The sequence below is a fragment of the Streptomyces sp. NPDC019531 genome, from assembly GCF_044903305.1.
Classification (GTDB): domain Bacteria; phylum Actinomycetota; class Actinomycetes; order Streptomycetales; family Streptomycetaceae; genus Streptomyces.
In genome coordinates this window covers 97225-114411 of record NZ_JBJDQL010000025.1, presented here as the reverse complement: position 1 = coordinate 114411, position 17187 = coordinate 97225, and the positions used below count along the sequence as shown (strand labels likewise).

Genomic DNA, 17187 nt, shown 5'->3' with positions numbered 1-17187 from the left:
ATTCGTGGCAGGACGTTTCGCTCCGCGGCCCACGCGTACGACGGTGCGCGGTGGGGAGGTCGTCGTGCCTGCCGCGCGGCGGGGGGCGGCGCCGGTGGAGGCCGGGCGGGTGCGGGTCTGGGTGCCGGATTGGCCCGTCGAGCTCGGGCTGGTGCTCGGGGCGCTCAGGCGGGGGCCGGGTGATCCCACGTTCAGGGCGATGCCGGACGGGTCCGTGTGGCGGGCCAGTCGTACGCCGGTCGGGCCCGGCACCCTGCGGGTTTCCGTGTACGGCGGTGAGGTGCGCGGGGAGGCGTGGGGGCCGGGGGGTGAGTGGCTGCTCTCGCGGTTGCCGGAGATGCTCGGGGCCGCCGACGACCCTTCGGCGTTCGTGCCCCGGCATCGGATCGTCGCGCATTCCTGGCATCGACGGCCGGGGTTGCGGCTGACGCGGACCGGGTTGGTGCTGGAGTCGTTGATTCCGTCCGTGCTGGAACAGAAGGTCACGACCGACGAGGCTTATCGGGCCTGGCGGTTGCTGGTGCGGAAGTTCGGGGAGCCTGCGCCCGGGCCCGCGGCGGGTGGGCGGTTGTGGGTGATGCCGTCGCCTCGCGCGTGGGCGTTGATTCCGTCGTGGGAGTGGCACCGGGCCGGCGTGGACAACAAACGGGCCTCGACGATTCTGCGGGCGGTGCGGGTGGCTGCGCGGCTGGAGGAGGCGGTGGGGATGTCGCCGTCGGCTGCGCAGGCTCGGTTGGAGGTGGTGCCGGGGGTGGGGCCTTGGACCTCCGCGGAGGTGGTGCAGCGGAGTCATGGGGCGGCGGATGCGGTGACCGTGGGGGATCTGCATCTGCCGGGGATCGTGGGGTTTGCGCTGGCGGGGGATCGGGATGCGGACGATTCGGTGATGTTGAAGTTGCTGGAGCCGTATGCGGGGCAGCGGCATCGGGCGGCTCGGTTGATTCTGTTGAGTGGGCGTACGCCGGCGAGGCGGGCTCCGCGGATGACTCGGGGGGACATCGGGCGGTTGTGACGGTGTCCTCCAGGGGGGTCGGGTTTTTCTCGCCCCCGCCGCCCCTACCCGTCCCATCCTCCCGGGGCCGCTGCCCCTTAGACCCCGCCTCCCAGGGGGCTCCGCCCCCTGGACCCCCGCTCCTCAAACGCCGGAGGGGCTGAATTTCGCGGACCGGCGCTCCTCAGCACACCGACAGATTCACTGGTCCGACGAGAAGCGGACCGCCCCCGCCGGGATCCGGGCGTCGCACCAGATCCTCGTGCCGTCCAGCAGCTCGTTGTCGGCGCCGATGACCGCGCCGTCGCCGATGACCGTGCCGGTGAGGACGGAGCGTTCGCCTACTCGGGCCCTGGTGCCGATCAGGGAGTCGGTGATCACCGCGCCCGGTTCGATCACGGCGCCCGGGAGGATCGTGGAGCCGGAGACTCGTGCGCCTTCCGCGACGTAGGCGCCCTCTCCCACCACCGTGCCCCCGGTCAGCTTCGCGTCGAGGGCGACTCTGGCCGTGGGGAGGATCAGGCGGTCGCCGCAGCGGCCGGGAACCGCGGGTGACGGGGCCCGGCCCAGGACCAGGTCGGCGGAGCCACGGACGAAGGCGGCCGGGGTGCCGAGGTCCAGCCAGTACGTCGAGTCCACCATGCCCTGGAGATGGGCTCCGGCCGAAAGGAGTTCGGGGAAGGTCTCGCGTTCGACCGAGACCGGGCGGCCCTGCGGGATCGTGTCGATGAGCGAGCGGCGGAAGACGTACGCGCCCGCGTTGATCTGGTCGGTGACGATCTCCTCGGGGGTCTGGGGTTTCTCCAGGAAGGCGAGGACCCGGCCCGTCTCGTCCGTGGGGACCAGGCCGTAGGCCCGGGGGTCCGTCACCTTCGTGAGGTGGAGGGAGACGTCGGCGCCCGTCGTCTCGTGGGTGCGCACCAGCGCCCCGATGTCCAGGCCCGTCAGGATGTCGCCGTTGAAGACCAGCACCGGGTCGTCGGCGGCCGAGTGCAGTCGGGCGGCCACGTTGCGGATCGCTCCGCCCGTGCCGAGGGGCTCCTCCTCGGTGACGTACTCCAGGTGAAGCCCCAGGGACGAGCCGTCGCCGAAGTGCGGTTCGAAGACCTCCGCGAGGTAGCTCGTCGCGAGGACTATGTGGTCGACGCCCGCCGCTCTCGCTCTGGCCAGCTGGTGGGTGAGGAAGGGGACGCCGGCCGCACGGACCATGGGCTTCGGGGTGTGGACCGTGAGGGGCCGCAGCCTCGTGCCCTTGCCGCCGACCAGGAGGATCGCTTCTGTCACCTGTCGTCTCCGCTTCCTGCCGGGACCGGCCCGAACTGCCTTTCGACCGGCCAGTGTATGCAGACCGTTGTGCGGTGCCTTCGACGGCCGTGCGGCATTTCGCGCCTGCCCCCCGACGGCGGTGAAACGGGTGGTACGAGCCCCCGATGCTCAGCGCCCCTGGAGACGGGCCGCAGTCGAGCGGGTGGAGCCGAGCTTGCGGTAGAGCTGCCGTCCGGGGCACTCCGTGGCGAAGCCGTCCCGATGGCCGGAGATCACGTTCAGTCGAACCTTCTTACCCTTCGGATAGAGGTTGCCACCGCCCGACTTCAGGTACGTCGTTCCCTTCGGATTGACGCCATGGAGACCGAGCTTCCACGCGGTGAGCCGCGCCACCGCCTTCGTCACCGCGGCGGGCGGCTTCTTGGAGCCGTAGCTGCCGAGGACGGCGATCCCCACGCTGTTCGTGTTGAAACCGAGGGTGTGGGCGCCCAGGACCGGCTTCGCCACACCGCCCGCCCGGCCCTCGTAGATGTTTCCGCACTTGTCGACGAGGAAGTTGTAGCCGATGTCGCGCCAGCCCATGCTCTTGACGTGGTAGCGGTAGATACCGCGAATGAGCGAGGGCACCTGGGCACAGCGGTACCCGTTGCCGGACGCCGTGTGGTGCACGAACGCCGCCTTGACCTTCTTGGTGTAGACGAACTTCCGCTCGCGCAGCTTCTCGTCGGCGCCCCAGCCGCGCCGGGTGACGATGCGTGGACGCGGTCCGATGTACGGCTTCACCCGCCGTTGCTCCGTCAACTCCCCCGCGCGCAGGGCGAACAGTTCCTCCTCGGTCTGCTTCCGGTTCAGCGCCGGGATCTCGGCGACGGCGGGGCCGGACAGACCGGACAGGCCCCTGTTTGCGGCGGACGCGTCCGCCTCGGCGAGGGCCTCGGCCGGTGCGACGGTGAGGGCGGAGGGCTGAGCGGCTCTGCGCCGGGGGGCGCCCGCTGCCGCCGCTTCCCGTGCGCCGAGCGCCGGCGCGCTCTCCCCCGGGTCCACCAGTTCCAGACGCAGGCCCTTCGGGAGGGGGGAGATCGTCGTCGCCGTACGGGGGCCGCGCGCGGTGTCCTCGGTCCTGCGGTCGACCTCGGCGCGGACGCGTGCCTCCACTCCGTCCGAGTCCCCCACCCACAGCGGTGCCGTGGCGCCGTGGACGCGGCCGGAGGTGCGCTCGGCGGTGCCGGGGTCGGCGGCGTCGTCGTTGTGGGTCTCCAGGTCCTGCCAACCGGACCAGGTGTGCGAGCCGGCCGCGCGGGTGCGGACCTGGACGCTGCCGTGCAGCACGGTGTCCGGGTCGTCCCAGATCACGCCCACGAGGGAGAAGTGACCCACGTCCCGGCGGGGCAGGCCGTGCTCGGCGGTCGGGGCGAGGGTGCGGTCGCGGGGGGCGAGGGGCGCGAGCGGCAGCGACTGGGTGCCGCCGAGGGCCTCCGCGACCGGCGCCGGTCTCGCGGTCGCCGGGGACGCCGGTCTCGCCGAGAGCGCGAGCGCGGGCGCGGGTGAGGTGACGGGCAGGGCGAGGGCGGCCGCGCAGGTGACGCCGATCGAGGAAGCAAGAAGTCCACGCATGCTCCCGATCTTGGACATAGTCATATAAATCTGTCCATCGGGGAACTGACGGCCCGTCGGGTGCCGTTCCGCCGAACCGGTGGCCCCGCACGGAGGTGTCCTGCCGTGCGCCCGCGTACGCTTCTGCGGGTGAACGCCACCGATCGCACCCCTGCCGACCTGCTGCGTTCCGCGCTCGCCGCGGACCCCGGACGCCCCCTGGTGACCTTCTACGACGACGCCACGGGTGAACGTGTCGAATTGTCCGTGGCCACCTTCGCCAATTGGGTGGCCAAGACCTCGAACCTCCTCCAGGACGACCTCGCGGCCGCGCCGGGCGACCGGGTGGTGCTGCTGCTGCCCGCGCACTGGCAGACGGCGGTGTGGTTGCTGGCGTGTGCGTCGGTGGGAGTCGTCGCGGACCTCGGCGGGGACCCCTCGGCGGCGGACGTCGTGGTGAGCGGGCCGGATTCCCTGGAGGCGGCCCGGGCGTGCTCCGGGGAGCGGGTCGCGTTGGCACTACGGCCGCTGGGCGGGCGGTTCCCGCAGCCGCCGGACGGGTTCATGGACTACGCCGTGGAGGTACCGAGTCAGGGGGACCGTTTCGCCCCCTTCGCTCCGGTGGATCCGGAGGAGCCCGCGTTGATCGTGGCCGGGCGGGAGTTCAGTGCGGCGGAGGTCGTGGAGCGGGCTCGGGCCGAGGGGACAGCGGATCGAGTGCTGTCGGGGCTGCCGTACGACACGTGGGACGGGGCGTGCGCCGGGCTGTTCGGGCCGCTCGCCACAGGGGGGTCCGTGGTGTTGTGCCGGCATCTGGAGCGGTTGGACGAGGAGGCCCTCGCCAAGCGGATCGAGGATGAGCGGGTCACGGCCACTCGTCGATGAGCTGACGTTCGACGCCGGGTGCGGGTGCTTTGTGGCTGGTCGCCCCCGCGCGGCGGAGCCGCCCATCGACACAGCCCCGCGCCCCCAGGTGGGGACAGTCACCCGGATGGATCAGTACCGGGCCGCCCCCGCACCCGGTTCGCGCCATGGTCGTAGGAACAGATTCCTATGCCATGAGGGGTGGGCCGACTCGTGACCCACAGCGCACGCACCCTCGGTCCCGGCGCCGGTTCGTCCGCGACGGGGAAAGGGCTCGTACGGCGGCGGCGGCGCAGGTGGGTCCGGTACGGCGGGCTCGGGGCCGTGCTGCTCGTCGTCGGTGCCGTCGGGACCGGGTGGGGGCTCTACGCCGCACTCGACGGGAACATCACACCCGATGACGCGGCCGCCGCCGAGCTCGCCCGGTACGAGAAGGAGCGGCCGACCGCGCTGGTGAAGGACGCGCAGAACATTCTGCTGATCGGGTCGGACTCGCGGTCGGGGGACGGGAACGCGCGCTACGGGCGGGACTCCGGGACCGAGCGGTCGGACACCACGATCCTGTTGCATCTGTCGGCCGGGCGGCGCACCGCGACCGCCGTGTCGCTGCCGCGCGATCTGATGGTGGACGTGCCGGCCTGCCGGGAGCCGGACGGGACCCGTAGCGAGCCCGTGTTCGCGATGTTCAACCACGCCTTCCAGAAGGGTGGTTCGGCCTGCACGATCCGGACCGTCGAGAAACTCACGAACATTCGCGTGGATCATCACATGGTCGTCGACTTCCACGGCTTCAAGGACATGGTGGACGCCGTGGACGGGGTGACCGTCTGCCTCGACGAGCCGATCAACGACAAGGCGGCCAAGCTGCGGCTTCCCGCGGGGCGGGTGACGCTCGACGGCGAAGAGGCGCTCGGCTATGTACGCGCCCGCAAGTCCCTCGGCAACGGCAGCGACACCGAACGGATGGACCGTCAGCAGCGGTTTCTCGGGGCGCTCGTCAAGAAGGTGCAGAGCAATGACGTACTGCTGAATCCGGTGAAGCTCTTTCCCGTGCTCGACGCGGCGACTTCCTCGCTCACCACCGATCCCGACCTGGCGAGTCTGCGGGGCCTGTACGAACTCGTGCGCGGACTGAGGGACATCCCCACGGAGCGTGTGCAATTCCTTACCGTGCCGCGGGAGTCGTACGTCTACGACGCCAATCGTGATCAACTCGCGGAACCCGAGGCCCGGCGGCTTTTCGAACGGCTGCGCAAGGACGCTCCGGTGAAGGTGACGGAGAAAGCCCCAAAGGTTTCAGAACATTCTCATGACGAAGGAGCCTATGAAGAATCCGAGAAGGGCGACGGGACGCCCACCTTCCGCGGGAACACGGCCGCCGAGGGCAGCTGCGGGTAAAGCATTGCCCAAGGCGGCGAAGCGGTGTCCGAGCAAATGGGCGGATTGCCCGGTTGTAGGGACGTGGAATTCGTCACCGTCGTAACCTGTCGGCGAATCGGACGGCTAGTGTGAGCGCTCCGGTGCATCCGGCCGACGGAGGATTCAGCAACCGTGGACGCACAAGGCCGTGGGCGGGCGGGCGACATCGATCCCGCCGATCAGTGGGTGCTCAACCCGCACACCGGTGAATACGAACTGCGACTGACCCCTTCCGCACCGCAGTCGGGTATTCCCGGCCCCCGTAGATCCGTGCCCTCCGCGAGCAGGGCGGGTGCGCCCGGTGGTCGTACGACCGCCCCCGTGGCCCCCGGCCGTGACGTGCCGCCGCAGCGCAGGCGGCGGGGCGCGCCGCCCGAGGAGCCGTTGCCGGGGCGCCGTGGACGGCGGCCGGTCAAGCAGAAGTCGAAGGCGAAGAAGGCGCTGCTGTGGACCGGCGGCACGATGGCCTTCGTGCTGATCGCGGCGGCAGGCGGCGGCTACCTCTACATCCGGCACCTCAACGGGAACATCACCTCCGTCTCCGACGACGGTGCGAGCACCGGCGGCTTCCAGTCGGACAAGGCGATCAACATCCTGCTGATCGGCACCGACAAGCGCACCGGCGCGGGCAACGAGAGCTACGGCGACTCGGGCAGCGTCGGGCACGCGGACACCACGATCCTGCTGCATGTCTCCAAGGACCGTACGAACGCGACCGCGTTGAGCATCCCGCGCGACCTGATCGTGGATGTGCCGGACTGCGAGACCACGCAGGAGGACGGCAGCACCAAGGTCATCCCGGGCACCGAGAACGTCCGCTTCAACACGAGCCTGGGCCAGGACGAACGGACCCCCAGCTGCACGGTGCGCACCGTCACCGAGCTCACCGGGGTCCAGGCCGACAACTTCATGGTGGCCGATTTCAACGCGGTCAAGACGCTGACCACGGCGGTCGGCGGGGTGGAGATCTGTCTGGCGAAGGACATCGACGACGCAGACTCCAAGCTCAAGCTGTCGAAGGGCAAACACACCATCTCGGGCGAACAGGCCCTGGCGTTCGTGCGCACCCGGCACTCGGTCGGCTTCGGCGGCGACCTGAGCCGGATCGGGCTGCAGCAGCAGTTCCTGAGCGCGCTGATGCGCAAGCTGAAGTCGAACGACACGCTCACCGACCCGACGAAGATGATCAAGCTGGCGGAGGCGGGCACCAAGGCGCTGACCGTCGACTCCAATCTCGACAGCATCGGCAAGCTGAAGGACCTCGGTCTGGAGCTCGGCAAGCTCAATGTCAAGAACCTCACCTTCACCACCGTGCCGGTCGTCGACAACCCGGCGGAGAAGGTGAAGGCGACCGTCGTCCTCAACGACTCCACCGCGCCCACGGTCTTCGACATGATCAAGAACGATGTGTCGTTCACCGAGGTCAAGCAGAAGGCGAGCGCGTCGAAGAGCGCCGAGGCGGCCGATGAGGCGGCCCGGTTGAAGGGCACCAAGTCGGCCGCGTCCGAGGTGCGGGTGCGCATCCTCAACGGCGGTGCGGCGGCGGGCAGCGCACAGGCCGAGCTGGAGTACCTGCAGAACGAGGAAGGCGTACTGAAGTCGGAGAACGCGGGCAACGCGGACTCGTCGCTGAGCAGGACCACGCTGGAGTACGCCCCCGACCAGGCCGACCAGGCACGCAGGCTGGCCGACATCCTGGGTCTGTCCGGGGCGCAGATGAAGCCCGGCAAGAGCGTCACCAACTCCCAGGGCCTGCCCACCATGACCCTCACCCTGGGCAAGGACTTCAAGGGCGCCGGGGTGTCCTTCACCACGGCGACCAAGGCACCGGCGGGGGTGCAGCAGTCCACGGCCGACAAGGTCGAGTGCGCGAAGTGAGGTGACCCCCGGAAATCGGGTGCGCCGACCGAGGTGACCTGAGAGGCCTGGCGTGCGTCTAACGGGACGCACGGCAGGTCTTTTCGTTCGTTCGGCGTGAGGGTGGGGAGACAGGGGATGGCGCACAGCGATGTGCAGAGGGAGGAAACGCGGCCGGATGTCCGGCCGTCCGAGGGGCCTGGTCCGGAGACATCCGGGCGGCACGGGAGGCGGCGGGCCAGACGCAAGCACCGGCTGCTCAGATGGTCCGCGACCACGCTCGCCGTGCTGATACTCGGGTCCGCCTGTGGCGGATACCTCTACTACCGGCATCTCAACGGCAACATCCGCAAGGGCGAGCGCAGCAGCGGTGACTCCAAGGCGCACAAGACCGAGGCCAACGCCGCCGGACAGACGCCGCTCAACATCCTGCTGATCGGCTCGGACAGTCGAAACTCCGCCGAGAACGTGAAGCTCGGCGGCAGCAGGGACAACCGCGGCAACCCGCCGCTGGGCGATGTGCAGATGCTGATCCACCTGTCCGCGGACCGCAAGAGCGCCGCGATGGTGAGCATTCCGCGTGACACCCGGGTCGACATTCCGAAGTGCAAGGACCCGGACACCGGCAGGACGTACGAGGCCACCACCGACATCATCAACACCTCCCTGGCCCGCGGCGGCGCCGGCTGCACGCTCGCCACCTGGCAGAACCTCACCGGGGTCTACATCGACCACTGGATGACGATCGACTTCTCGGGTGTGGTGCGGATGGCGGACGCCATCGGCGGCGTCAACGTCTGTGTGAGGCAGAACGTGTGGGACCGCCCGACGGCCGCGGTGCCCGGCGGCTCCGGACTGAAGATGCGGGCGGGGACGCACAAGGTCCAGGGCAAGGAGGCCCTGCAATGGCTGCGCACCCGGCACGCCTGGGGCAGCGACCTGATGCGGGCCAGGGCCCAGCACATGTACCTGAACTCGATGATCCGCACGCTGAAGGGGCAGAACGTCTTCACCGACACCCCGCGGCTGATGGACCTGGCCGAGGCGGCCACGAAGTCGCTGAAGGTGTCCGAGGAGATCGGCTCGGTGAAGAAGCTCTACGACCTGGGCATGCAGCTCAAGTCGGTGCCGACGGACCGCATCACCTCGGTGACGATGCCGAACGTCGAGGACCCGCGGAACAGAGACCATGTGATACCCGACGGCGCGAACGCCGACAAGCTCTGGGAGATGCTCCGCGACGACGTGTCCCTCGACAAGAACGGCAAGGCGTCGAAGGCGAAGAAGACCACCGAGGCCACCGAGGCCCCTTCCGCGCCGGACGGCGAGATCGGCGTCCTCGTGCAGAACGCCACCGCGAGCTCCACGCTCGGCCCGGTGAGCGGCCGCGCGGGCACGATCACCCAGGCGCTCGTGCGGAAAGGTTTCTCGCAGGCGTCCAAGGACGCGACCGCGGGGCTCTCCGAGGACCGGACGGTCGTGCGCTACCCGAGCGCCGACCTGGAGGGCGACGCCCAGCGCATCGCCAAGTCCCTCGGCATCCCACTGAGTTCGGTGAAGAAGTCGACCGACGTGTCCGGAGTCACCCTCGTCGTGGGAGCCGACTGGCGCACCGGGACGGCGTATCCGAAACAGTCCGCGGCCAAGGCCGGTGATCTGCCGGGCAACTCCGACGCCATCAACGGCTCGGACACCGGCCAGTGCATGGACGTGTACTCGGTCTACCGCTGGTAGCCGGTCGAACAAGCCGGTCCGGATGCCGAACGGGACGACCCGGTCGTACGTACATACTTACAGAATCGGAACAGGAACAACTCACGTCGCTCAAAGCCCAACCGGGCCGATAGTGTGAGCGATCCAGCGATCGCCGCGTGGCCCTGACGGAGGATTCGGACAACCGTGGACGCACAAGGCCGTGGGCGGGCGGACGACGTCGATCCCGCAGACCAGTGGGTGCTCAATCCGAACACCGGCGAATACGAACTGCGGCTGGCCCCTTCCGCACCGCAGCCGGCCGTTCCCGGTCCGCGCAGAGCCGCACCCGCACCGAGCAGGACAGGTGCGCCGAGCGGTCGTACGACCACTCCGGTGGCCCCCGGCCGGGACGTCCCGCCGCCGCGCAGGCGACGAGGCGCACCGCCCGAGGAGCCACTGCCGGGGCGGCGCGGACGCCGGCCGGTCAAGAAGCAGTCGAAGGCGAAGAAGGCCGTGCTCTGGACCGGCGGCACCATGGCCTTCGTGCTGGTCGCCGGCGCCACGACGGGCTACTTCTACCTCAAGCACCTTGAGGGCAACGTCGGTACGACCGATGTCGGTGACGCGGCCGCGAGCAGCTTCAGCAAGGACGAGGCCTTCGACATCCTCATCATCGGCACCGACAAGCGCACCGGTGAGGGCAACGAGGGCTACGGCGACGCGGGCAGCGTGGGCCATGCCGACACCAACATCCTGCTGCACGTCTCCAAGGACCGTACGAACGCGACCGCGCTGAGCATCCCGCGCGACCTGATCGTGGACGTCCCGGACTGCGAGACCAACAAGGAGGACGGCACCAAGGACGTCGTCGCGGGCACGGAGGACGTCCGCTTCAACACCAGCCTCGGCCAGGGCGGCCGGGACGCGGGCTGCACGATGCGCACGGTCGACGCGGCCATAGGGATCAAGCCCGACCACTTCGTGATGGCCGACTTCAACGCGGTGAAGACCCTCACCTCGGCGGTGGGCGGGGTCGAGGTCTGTGTGGAGAAGGCCGTCGACGACAAGCAGTCCAAGCTCAAGCTGCCCGCCGGCAAGTCGACGGTGGAGGGCGAGCAGGCCCTCGCCTTCGTGCGCACCCGGCATGCCTTCGGCAACCAGGGCGACCTGGACCGGATCAAGGTGCAGCAGCAGTTCCTGGGCTCGCTGATGCGCAAGATGACCTCCGGCGACACCCTCACCAGCCCCACCAAGCTGCTGAAGCTGGCGGAGGCCGCCACCGAGGCACTGACCGTGGACGAGGCGATCGGCAAGGTCGGCACGCTCAAGGACATCGCCCTGGAGCTGAAGAAGGTGCCGACGAAGAACATCAGCTTCATGACGATCCCGGTCAAGGACAACCCCGCCGAGCCGACCCCGGTGACCGTGGTCGTCGACGAGTCGAGGGCTCCACAGGTCGTCGACGCGATCAACAACGACGTCTCCTTCACCGAGGTCAAGGCGCAGCAGAAGAAGGAGGCGGCTGCCGTCGCCGCCCGCCTCAAGGGCACCAAGTCGGCCGCCTCCGACGTGCGGGTGCGCATCCTCAACGGCGGTGCGGCGGCGGGCAGCGCACAGCAGCAGCTCGCCTACCTCCAGACCGAGGCGGGTGTGACCAAGTCCGACAACGCGGGCAACGCCGAGGCGACGCTGGCGAGGACGACCCTGGAGTACGACCCTGACCAGGCCGACCAGGCCCGCCGTCTGGCGGACATCATGGGCCTGTCCGGCTCCGCGCTGAAGCCCGGCAAGAGCGTCACCAACTCCCAGGGCCTGCCCACCATGACCCTGACCCTGGGCAAGGACTTCAAGGGGGCGGGCGTGAAGCTCAACTCCTCCACGGCGGCCACTCCGGACGTGGAGAAGTCCACGGCCGACAAGGTGCAGTGCGCGAGCTGAGAGCCTGTGTCACATCTCCGGCCGGATCAGCGCGCGGCGTCATGGGGGTCCCCCCGCGCGAGGTTGTTCGAGCGTGGGGGAGCGTGCGATCGCAAGGCGCCGGAGCGTCCTCGTGGCGGAGCCACGTGGGCGTTTCGGCAACGCGGCTGGGGGTCCCCCCTCTGGGGCAGTGCGTGCCAGGCGTCGCGCGCCCGGCCGGGGATGTGACACAGGCTCCGAGGTCCACGGGGGACCGCGAGCCGGCCCCCAGGTCTCGCACAGGTTCGTAGGGCAACCTCACGGCCCCGTCGTATGTCTAAGACGTGCGGCGGGCCCGTGGCATGACCGCGGGTCCGGTGGGGTGGGTGGGGAGGACGGAACGTTGACAACGCAATACAGGGTGCAGGAAGTCGCGCCGGAAACCGAGGGGGACGGTGGGCCGGGCAGTCGGCGGGCACCGCGCAAGCACCGGGTGCTCAGATGGTCCGCGACCACCCTCGCGGTGCTGATACTCGCGGTGGCCGGGACCGGCTACCTCTACTACCGGCACCTGAACTCCAACATCGAGCAGGACGACCTGAACCTGGGCGACAACAAGGTCGCCGAGCCGACGCCGAACGCGGCGGGCCAGACCCCCCTGAACATCCTGCTGATCGGGTCCGACGCCCGGGACAGCAAGGAGAACCAGGAACTCGGCGGCGCCAAGGAGACCTTCGGCTCCACCCCGCTCGCGGATGTGCAGATGCTGCTCCACCTGTCCGCCGACCGCAGCAACCTCTCGGTCGTCAGCATGCCGCGCGACACCCTCGTGAAGATCCCCAAGTGCACCGACCCGGACGACGGCAAGGTGTACGCGGCGAGCGACGGCAGGGTGATGGCCAACCAGAGCCTCGGCCACGGCGGTCCCGGCTGCACGGTGGCCACCTGGCAGGAGCTCACCGGCATCCACATCGACCACTTCATGATGGTCGACTTCTCGGGCGTGGTGTCGATGGCGGACGCCATCGGAGGGGTCCCGGTCTGTGTGGACGCCAACATCTACTCCCGGGACAGCGAGGGCCACGGCTCCGGTCTGAAGCTGAAGGAGGGCACCACCTCGGTCAAGGGCGTCCAAGCGCTCCAGTGGCTGCGCACCCGCTACGGCTTCGAGGACGGCAGCGACCTCGCCCGCGCCAAGGCCCAGCACATGTACATGAACTCGATGGTCCGTGAGCTGCGCGACAACGCCACCCTGAGCAGCCCGAACAAGCTGCGCAAGCTCGCCGAGCAGGCCACGAAGGCCATCACCGTCGACTCGGGACTCGGGACCGTCAAGGAGCTCTACGACCTCAGCAACGAGCTGCGGAAGGTCGAGCCGGAACGCATCACGATGACGACCATGCCGAACCGTTACGTCGGTGCGCGCGTGGAGCCCACCGAGGACGCCGAGACGCTCTTCCGGCTGGTGCGCGAGGACATCGCGCTCGACGGCAAGGACGCGAAGAAGGCGACCGCCGAGAAGACCGAGGCAGCCTCCGACGACCCGGCCGCGGCGAAGGACGAGATCGGGGTCCTGGTCCAGAACGGCACCCGCACCAGCGCCCTGGCCGCGGCGACCGGACGCGCGAGCACGGTGGCCGGGCTGCTCGTGAAGAAGGGCTACACCAAGGCGGTCTCGGACCGGGCGGGGTCCCTGAGCGAGGCGACGACCCTCGTCCGCTTTCCGAGCGCCGAGCTGGAGGGTGATGCCCAGGCGGTTGCCAAGTCCCTGGGCATTCCCATGAGTTCGGTGAAGAAGTCGACCGATGTCTCCGGCGTCACGCTCGTCGTGGGCGCGGACTGGCGCGAGGGTACGACGTACAAGGCGGCCAAGGAGGACAACACCACCCCGCAGACGGCGGAGGCTCTCAACGGGGCGGACGACTCGGCCTGCATGCATGTGAACCCGGGGTTCACATGGTGAGGTGTCTCACGCCTTGTTGAGCACCGCGGGCCGCCGCGAGGCTATGACCCGCTTCGCCAGCGAACGCGGGCTGGTCAGGAAGCCGTAACCCCAGCACATGTGCATGGTGGCGAGGGCGACGGGGATCTGGAGCCGTGCCTTCAGCGGCAGCCCCCTGCCCGCGGGCAGCGAGCCGAGGACGATCGCCGCGAGGTAGCCGCCCGGGATCACGAACCCGAGCGGGGTCAGCGCGGCGCCGGCCACGATCCCGGCCGCGATCGCGCACACGGCGGTCGGCGGGGCGAGGTAGCGCAGGTTGATGGAGCCCTCGTGGTAGCGGGCGACCACGTGCCGCCAGCGGCCGTAGTCCTTGTACTGCTTGGCGAGGGCCTTCACGGACGGCCTCGGCCGGTACGACACCCTGAGCTCGGGCGAGAACCAGATCAGCCCGCCCGCCTCACGGATGCGGAAGTTGAGCTCCCAGTCCTGGGCGCGGATGAACTCCTCGTTGTAGCCACCCTGTTGCTCAAGGGCCTCGCGCCGGAACACCCCGAGGTACACGGTCTCGGCGGCCTGCGCCTCACCACCCGTGTGGAAGGCCGCGTTGCCGACACCGATCTTCGAGGTCATCGCGGCGGCGACCGCGTGCTCCCAGTCGTTCTCGCCCTCGGCGTGCATGGTGCCGCCGACGTTCTGCGCGCCGGTCTCCTCCAGGAGCCGTACGGCGGTCGCGATGTAGTTCGGCGAGAGCATGCCGTGCCCGTCGACGCGGACGACGACCGGGTGGCGGGAGGCCTTGATCGCGGCGTTCAGCGCGGCGGGTGTGCGGCCCGTCGGATTCGGGACGGTGTGGACGCGGGAGTCTTCGGCTACGAGCTCGGCCGCGATCTCGTCCGTACGGTCCGTGGACGGACCGAGGGCGATCACGACCTCCATCTCGCCGGCGTACTCCTGCGAGAGGATCGCTTGGACGGCTCCGCGCAGATGCCGTTCCTCGTCGAGGACGGGCATGATCACAGATACGGCGGGGAGCTGCACGTCGGGCTTGGCGTTCATAGGGGGCTCACGTTACCGCGAACGGGGGACACCGCCGCGCCCCGCCCGGGGCGGTGCCGGTCGTCGCAGATCGTATGGACCTACGGTGCTCACGATCCCTCGTTCGGCTGCCCTCGCGGAGGTGTCCCCCATGCCCGCCACGCCGCCCCGCTCCTCCGCCACCCGCCCTCGCCCTCCGCAACGCCGGCCCGCCCGGCCCCCCGTACGACGGAAACGGCCCCGCTGGGCCATGCGGGCGGCGACCACGCTGTCCGTCGTCGTCCTGGCCTCCGCCGGGATCGGGCACGCGGTGATGACCAGCCTCGACGCGGACATCGCGCGCGTGGACCCCTTCAAGGACATGAAGAACCGGCCGCGCGCCGGGCACGGTATGAACGTCCTGCTGGTCGGCACCGACGGCCGCGACAAGATCACCGAGGCCGAGCGGCGGAAGTACCGGCTGGGCGGCGCGCCCTGCCGCTGCACCGACACGATCATGATCGTGCACATCTCGGAGGACCGGGAGCGGGCGAGCGTGGTGAGCCTGCCGCGCGACTCGTACGCGATGACGCCGTCGCACGTCGACGGGACCACAGGAGGACGGCACCGCGGCCACCCCCTCAAGATCAACGCGGCGTACGCGGAGGGCGGGCCGCAGCTGACGGTGCGGACCGTGGAGAACATGACCCACGTGAAGATCGACCACTACCTGGAAGTCGACTTCACCAGCTTCATGCGCACGGTGGACGTGCTCGGCGGCGTCGAGATCTGCAGCGCCGACGCGCTGAAGGACGCGTACACCGGCCTGAACCTGTCTCCGGGCCGCCACCGGCTGGTGGGCGGACAGGCCCTCCAGTACGTCCGCTCCCGGCACGCCGACGGGTCCTCCGACCTCGGCCGGATGAAACGGCAGCAACGATTCCTCGCGGCGCTGATCGACCGGGCGACCTCGTCCGGCATCCTCCTGAACCCCATGAAGTTCCGCGACGTGACCCGGGCGGTCCTCGGCTCCGTACGCGCCGACAAGGGCTTCGGCACGGACGAACTGCTCGACCTGGGCCGCGCGATGCGGAACTTCTCCCCCTCGTCGTCGGAGTTCACGACGGTGCCGATCGGGCAGATGGGATACGTCGTCAAGGGCGTGGGGTCGACCCTGAAGTGGGACCCCGCGAAGTCCTCGCAGCTCTTCAGGACCCTGCGCGAGGACAAGCCGCTGGCCGTGCACAAGCCGAAGAGCAAAGCGCTGCTGGTCCCGGTGTCCCCGCAGCAGATCCGCGTCCAGGTCGAGAACGGCACGGCGACGGGCGGGCTCGGCAAGCGGCTCGACGCGGCGCTGGCGTCGACGGGATTCCGTACGACGGGGAACCCGGTGAACTCGACCGCCCCCGCCGTCAAGCGCACGATCATCTCCTACGACCCCCGCTGGGACCGCTCGGCCCGCTCCCTGGCAGCCGCGCTGCCAGGGAGCGGGCTCCGGGCGGTGAAGGGACAGGGTCCGGTGCTGAAGGTCATCGCGGGCAAGGACTTCGAACGGGTACGGAAGGTACGGGCCGAGAACGAGCTCCAAGGGGAGTTCGGGGTGGTCACCGGGGACGAGGTGGGGTGCGCGTAGGCGAAAACCCCGTAACTGTCGTCGGGCGGCCCACACGGGATGGTGGCGTGCCCGACACCGTCCTCCACATCGCCGAGTACCTGATGGCCGCGGTCGACGACCTCGCCCACGTCCGGCCCCACGAGGACGTGGTGGACCTCACGACCTGGCCCCACCCGCAACCAGCGGCTCCTGCGGGACCACCTGCGCGCCCGCCCGGAGGACGCGGCCCGGTACGCGGCGCTCAAGCGGGCGGTCGTCGCCTCCGGTACGGACCCCGGGGGCGTACGCGTGCCAGGACCGCCCTGGTGCAGGAGCTCACCGACCGTGCCCGGGTGGGACGGTGGCTGGTGCCGGAGCCGGTGTGGGAGAAGCCGAACTGATGCGGCCCGGGGCCCGATCACGTCAGCGGCGTGGCGGTCGGGGCCGGACGGGCGTAGGACGGAAGGCAACGGGGCCCACCCCGGGCTCCCGCGTCCCCCAGGAGGAGCCATGACCCAGGCCGAGAACATGTCCGTGATGAGCAAGGAGATGCAGGACTGCGTGGCGGCGTGCATGGAGTGCCACAGCGTCTGCGAGGAGACCATGAGCGTCGTCATGCAGATGGGCGGCCAGGCCCAGATGCAGATCATGCGCGCGCTCATGGACTGCGCCGACATGACCCGCGTGTGCGCGGACATGATGATGCGCCGCTCGCCCCTGCACGCCGAGATGTGCGCGCTGTGCGCCAAGGCGTGCGAGATGTGCGCCGAGGCGTGTATGTCCGTGCCGGACGATCCCCGGCTGATGCGCTGCGCGGAGGCGTGTCGCCGCTGCGTGCAGACCTGTCGCGCGATGTCCGGCATGGCGATGTGACGCCTGCCGGCTGACCGGATCGAGGGCACCAGCCCGGGTGCCCTCGATCATGTGTGGGGCACCCTGGCGTTCATGACCTCACCCGAGAACGCGACGGTGCCGTACGGGGACGCACGAGGACGGCCCTCGGACCGGCTCTTCCAGCCGCCGCCCCCGACGACGGACGCCACCGAGGCCTTCGAT

13 protein-coding genes are annotated in these 17187 nt (G+C 69.8%); 10 read left to right on the top strand and 3 right to left on the bottom strand.

The window, feature by feature from the left end:
- The first annotated feature begins 4 nt into the window (after positions 1-4).
- Positions 5-1012, top strand: a complete 1008-nt coding sequence (locus ACI2L1_RS26675; RefSeq protein WP_404741887.1) for a DNA-3-methyladenine glycosylase family protein — start codon at positions 5-7, stop codon at positions 1010-1012.
- A gap of 180 nt (positions 1013-1192) precedes the next feature.
- Here the strand turns inward: ACI2L1_RS26675 and ACI2L1_RS26670 are convergent, their stop codons facing one another.
- The gene (locus tag ACI2L1_RS26670) at positions 1193-2275 is read right to left on the bottom strand and encodes a sugar phosphate nucleotidyltransferase (RefSeq protein WP_404741886.1); all 1083 of its coding nucleotides are present in this window, start codon (positions 2273-2275) and stop codon (positions 1193-1195) included.
- A 150-nt stretch (positions 2276-2425) separates the two neighbouring features.
- The gene (locus tag ACI2L1_RS26665; protein ID WP_404741885.1) at positions 2426-3871 is read right to left on the bottom strand and encodes an N-acetylmuramoyl-L-alanine amidase; all 1446 of its coding nucleotides are present in this window, start codon (positions 3869-3871) and stop codon (positions 2426-2428) included.
- A gap of 129 nt (positions 3872-4000) precedes the next feature.
- On the opposite strand from ACI2L1_RS26665, the gene ACI2L1_RS26660 reads away from it, so the two are divergent.
- The 6 genes from ACI2L1_RS26660 (at position 4001) to ACI2L1_RS26635 (ending at position 13544) form a co-directional block, all read left to right on the top strand.
- Positions 4001-4735, top strand: a complete 735-nt coding sequence (locus ACI2L1_RS26660; protein WP_404741884.1) for a TIGR03089 family protein — start codon at positions 4001-4003, stop codon at positions 4733-4735.
- A gap of 192 nt (positions 4736-4927) precedes the next feature.
- Positions 4928-6112, top strand: coding sequence for an LCP family protein (locus tag ACI2L1_RS26655; RefSeq protein ID WP_404741883.1), 1185 nt, complete (start codon positions 4928-4930; stop codon positions 6110-6112).
- A 153-nt stretch (positions 6113-6265) separates the two neighbouring features.
- Positions 6266-8011 carry an LCP family protein gene (locus ACI2L1_RS26650; RefSeq protein ID WP_404741882.1) on the top strand — a complete coding sequence of 582 codons (1746 nt, stop codon included), beginning with the start codon at positions 6266-6268 and terminating at the stop codon, positions 8009-8011.
- Positions 8012-8128: 117 nt separating this feature from the next.
- Positions 8129-9724 (top strand): LCP family protein, encoded by a 1596-nt coding sequence (locus ACI2L1_RS26645; RefSeq protein ID WP_404741881.1) that lies wholly within the window; start codon positions 8129-8131, stop codon positions 9722-9724.
- 165 nt (positions 9725-9889) lie between these two features.
- A complete protein-coding gene (locus ACI2L1_RS26640) occupies positions 9890-11623 on the top strand; it encodes an LCP family protein (RefSeq protein WP_404741880.1) in 1734 nt (577 codons plus the stop codon).
- A gap of 379 nt (positions 11624-12002) precedes the next feature.
- Positions 12003-13544 carry an LCP family protein gene (locus tag ACI2L1_RS26635; RefSeq protein ID WP_404741910.1) on the top strand — a complete coding sequence of 514 codons (1542 nt, stop codon included), beginning with the start codon at positions 12003-12005 and terminating at the stop codon, positions 13542-13544.
- Between the two features lie 6 nt (positions 13545-13550).
- Here the strand turns inward: ACI2L1_RS26635 and ACI2L1_RS26630 are convergent, their stop codons facing one another.
- Positions 13551-14579: a glycosyltransferase family 2 protein gene (locus tag ACI2L1_RS26630; protein ID WP_404741879.1), complete on the bottom strand. Its 1029-nt coding sequence runs from the start codon at positions 14577-14579 to the stop codon at positions 13551-13553.
- A gap of 130 nt (positions 14580-14709) precedes the next feature.
- On the opposite strand from ACI2L1_RS26630, the gene ACI2L1_RS26625 reads away from it, so the two are divergent.
- The 3 genes from ACI2L1_RS26625 (at position 14710) to ACI2L1_RS26615 (ending at position 17004) form a co-directional block, all read left to right on the top strand.
- Positions 14710-16170 carry an LCP family protein gene (locus ACI2L1_RS26625; RefSeq protein WP_404741878.1) on the top strand — a complete coding sequence of 487 codons (1461 nt, stop codon included), beginning with the start codon at positions 14710-14712 and terminating at the stop codon, positions 16168-16170.
- A gap of 47 nt (positions 16171-16217) precedes the next feature.
- Positions 16218-16532 (top strand): hypothetical protein, encoded by a 315-nt coding sequence (locus tag ACI2L1_RS26620; RefSeq protein WP_404741877.1) that lies wholly within the window; start codon positions 16218-16220, stop codon positions 16530-16532.
- Positions 16533-16641: 109 nt separating this feature from the next.
- Entirely contained in the window at positions 16642-17004 is a 363-nt protein-coding gene (locus ACI2L1_RS26615; protein WP_404741876.1) for a four-helix bundle copper-binding protein, read from the top strand.
- Positions 17005-17187: the final 183 nt, after the last annotated feature.

Excerpts from the sequence above, each read along its gene's own strand:
- ACI2L1_RS26665 (WP_404741885.1), bottom strand. The coding sequence starts at position 3,871 with ATGCGTGGACTTCTTGCTTCCTCGATCGGCGTCACCTGCGCGGCCGCC.
- ACI2L1_RS26645 (WP_404741881.1), top strand. The coding sequence starts at position 8,129 with ATGGCGCACAGCGATGTGCAGAGGGAGGAAACGCGGCCGGATGTCCGG.
- ACI2L1_RS26630 (WP_404741879.1), bottom strand. The coding sequence starts at position 14,579 with ATGAACGCCAAGCCCGACGTGCAGCTCCCCGCCGTATCTGTGATCATG.
- ACI2L1_RS26625 (WP_404741878.1), top strand. The coding sequence starts at position 14,710 with ATGCCCGCCACGCCGCCCCGCTCCTCCGCCACCCGCCCTCGCCCTCCG.
- ACI2L1_RS26615 (WP_404741876.1), top strand. The coding sequence starts at position 16,642 with ATGACCCAGGCCGAGAACATGTCCGTGATGAGCAAGGAGATGCAGGAC.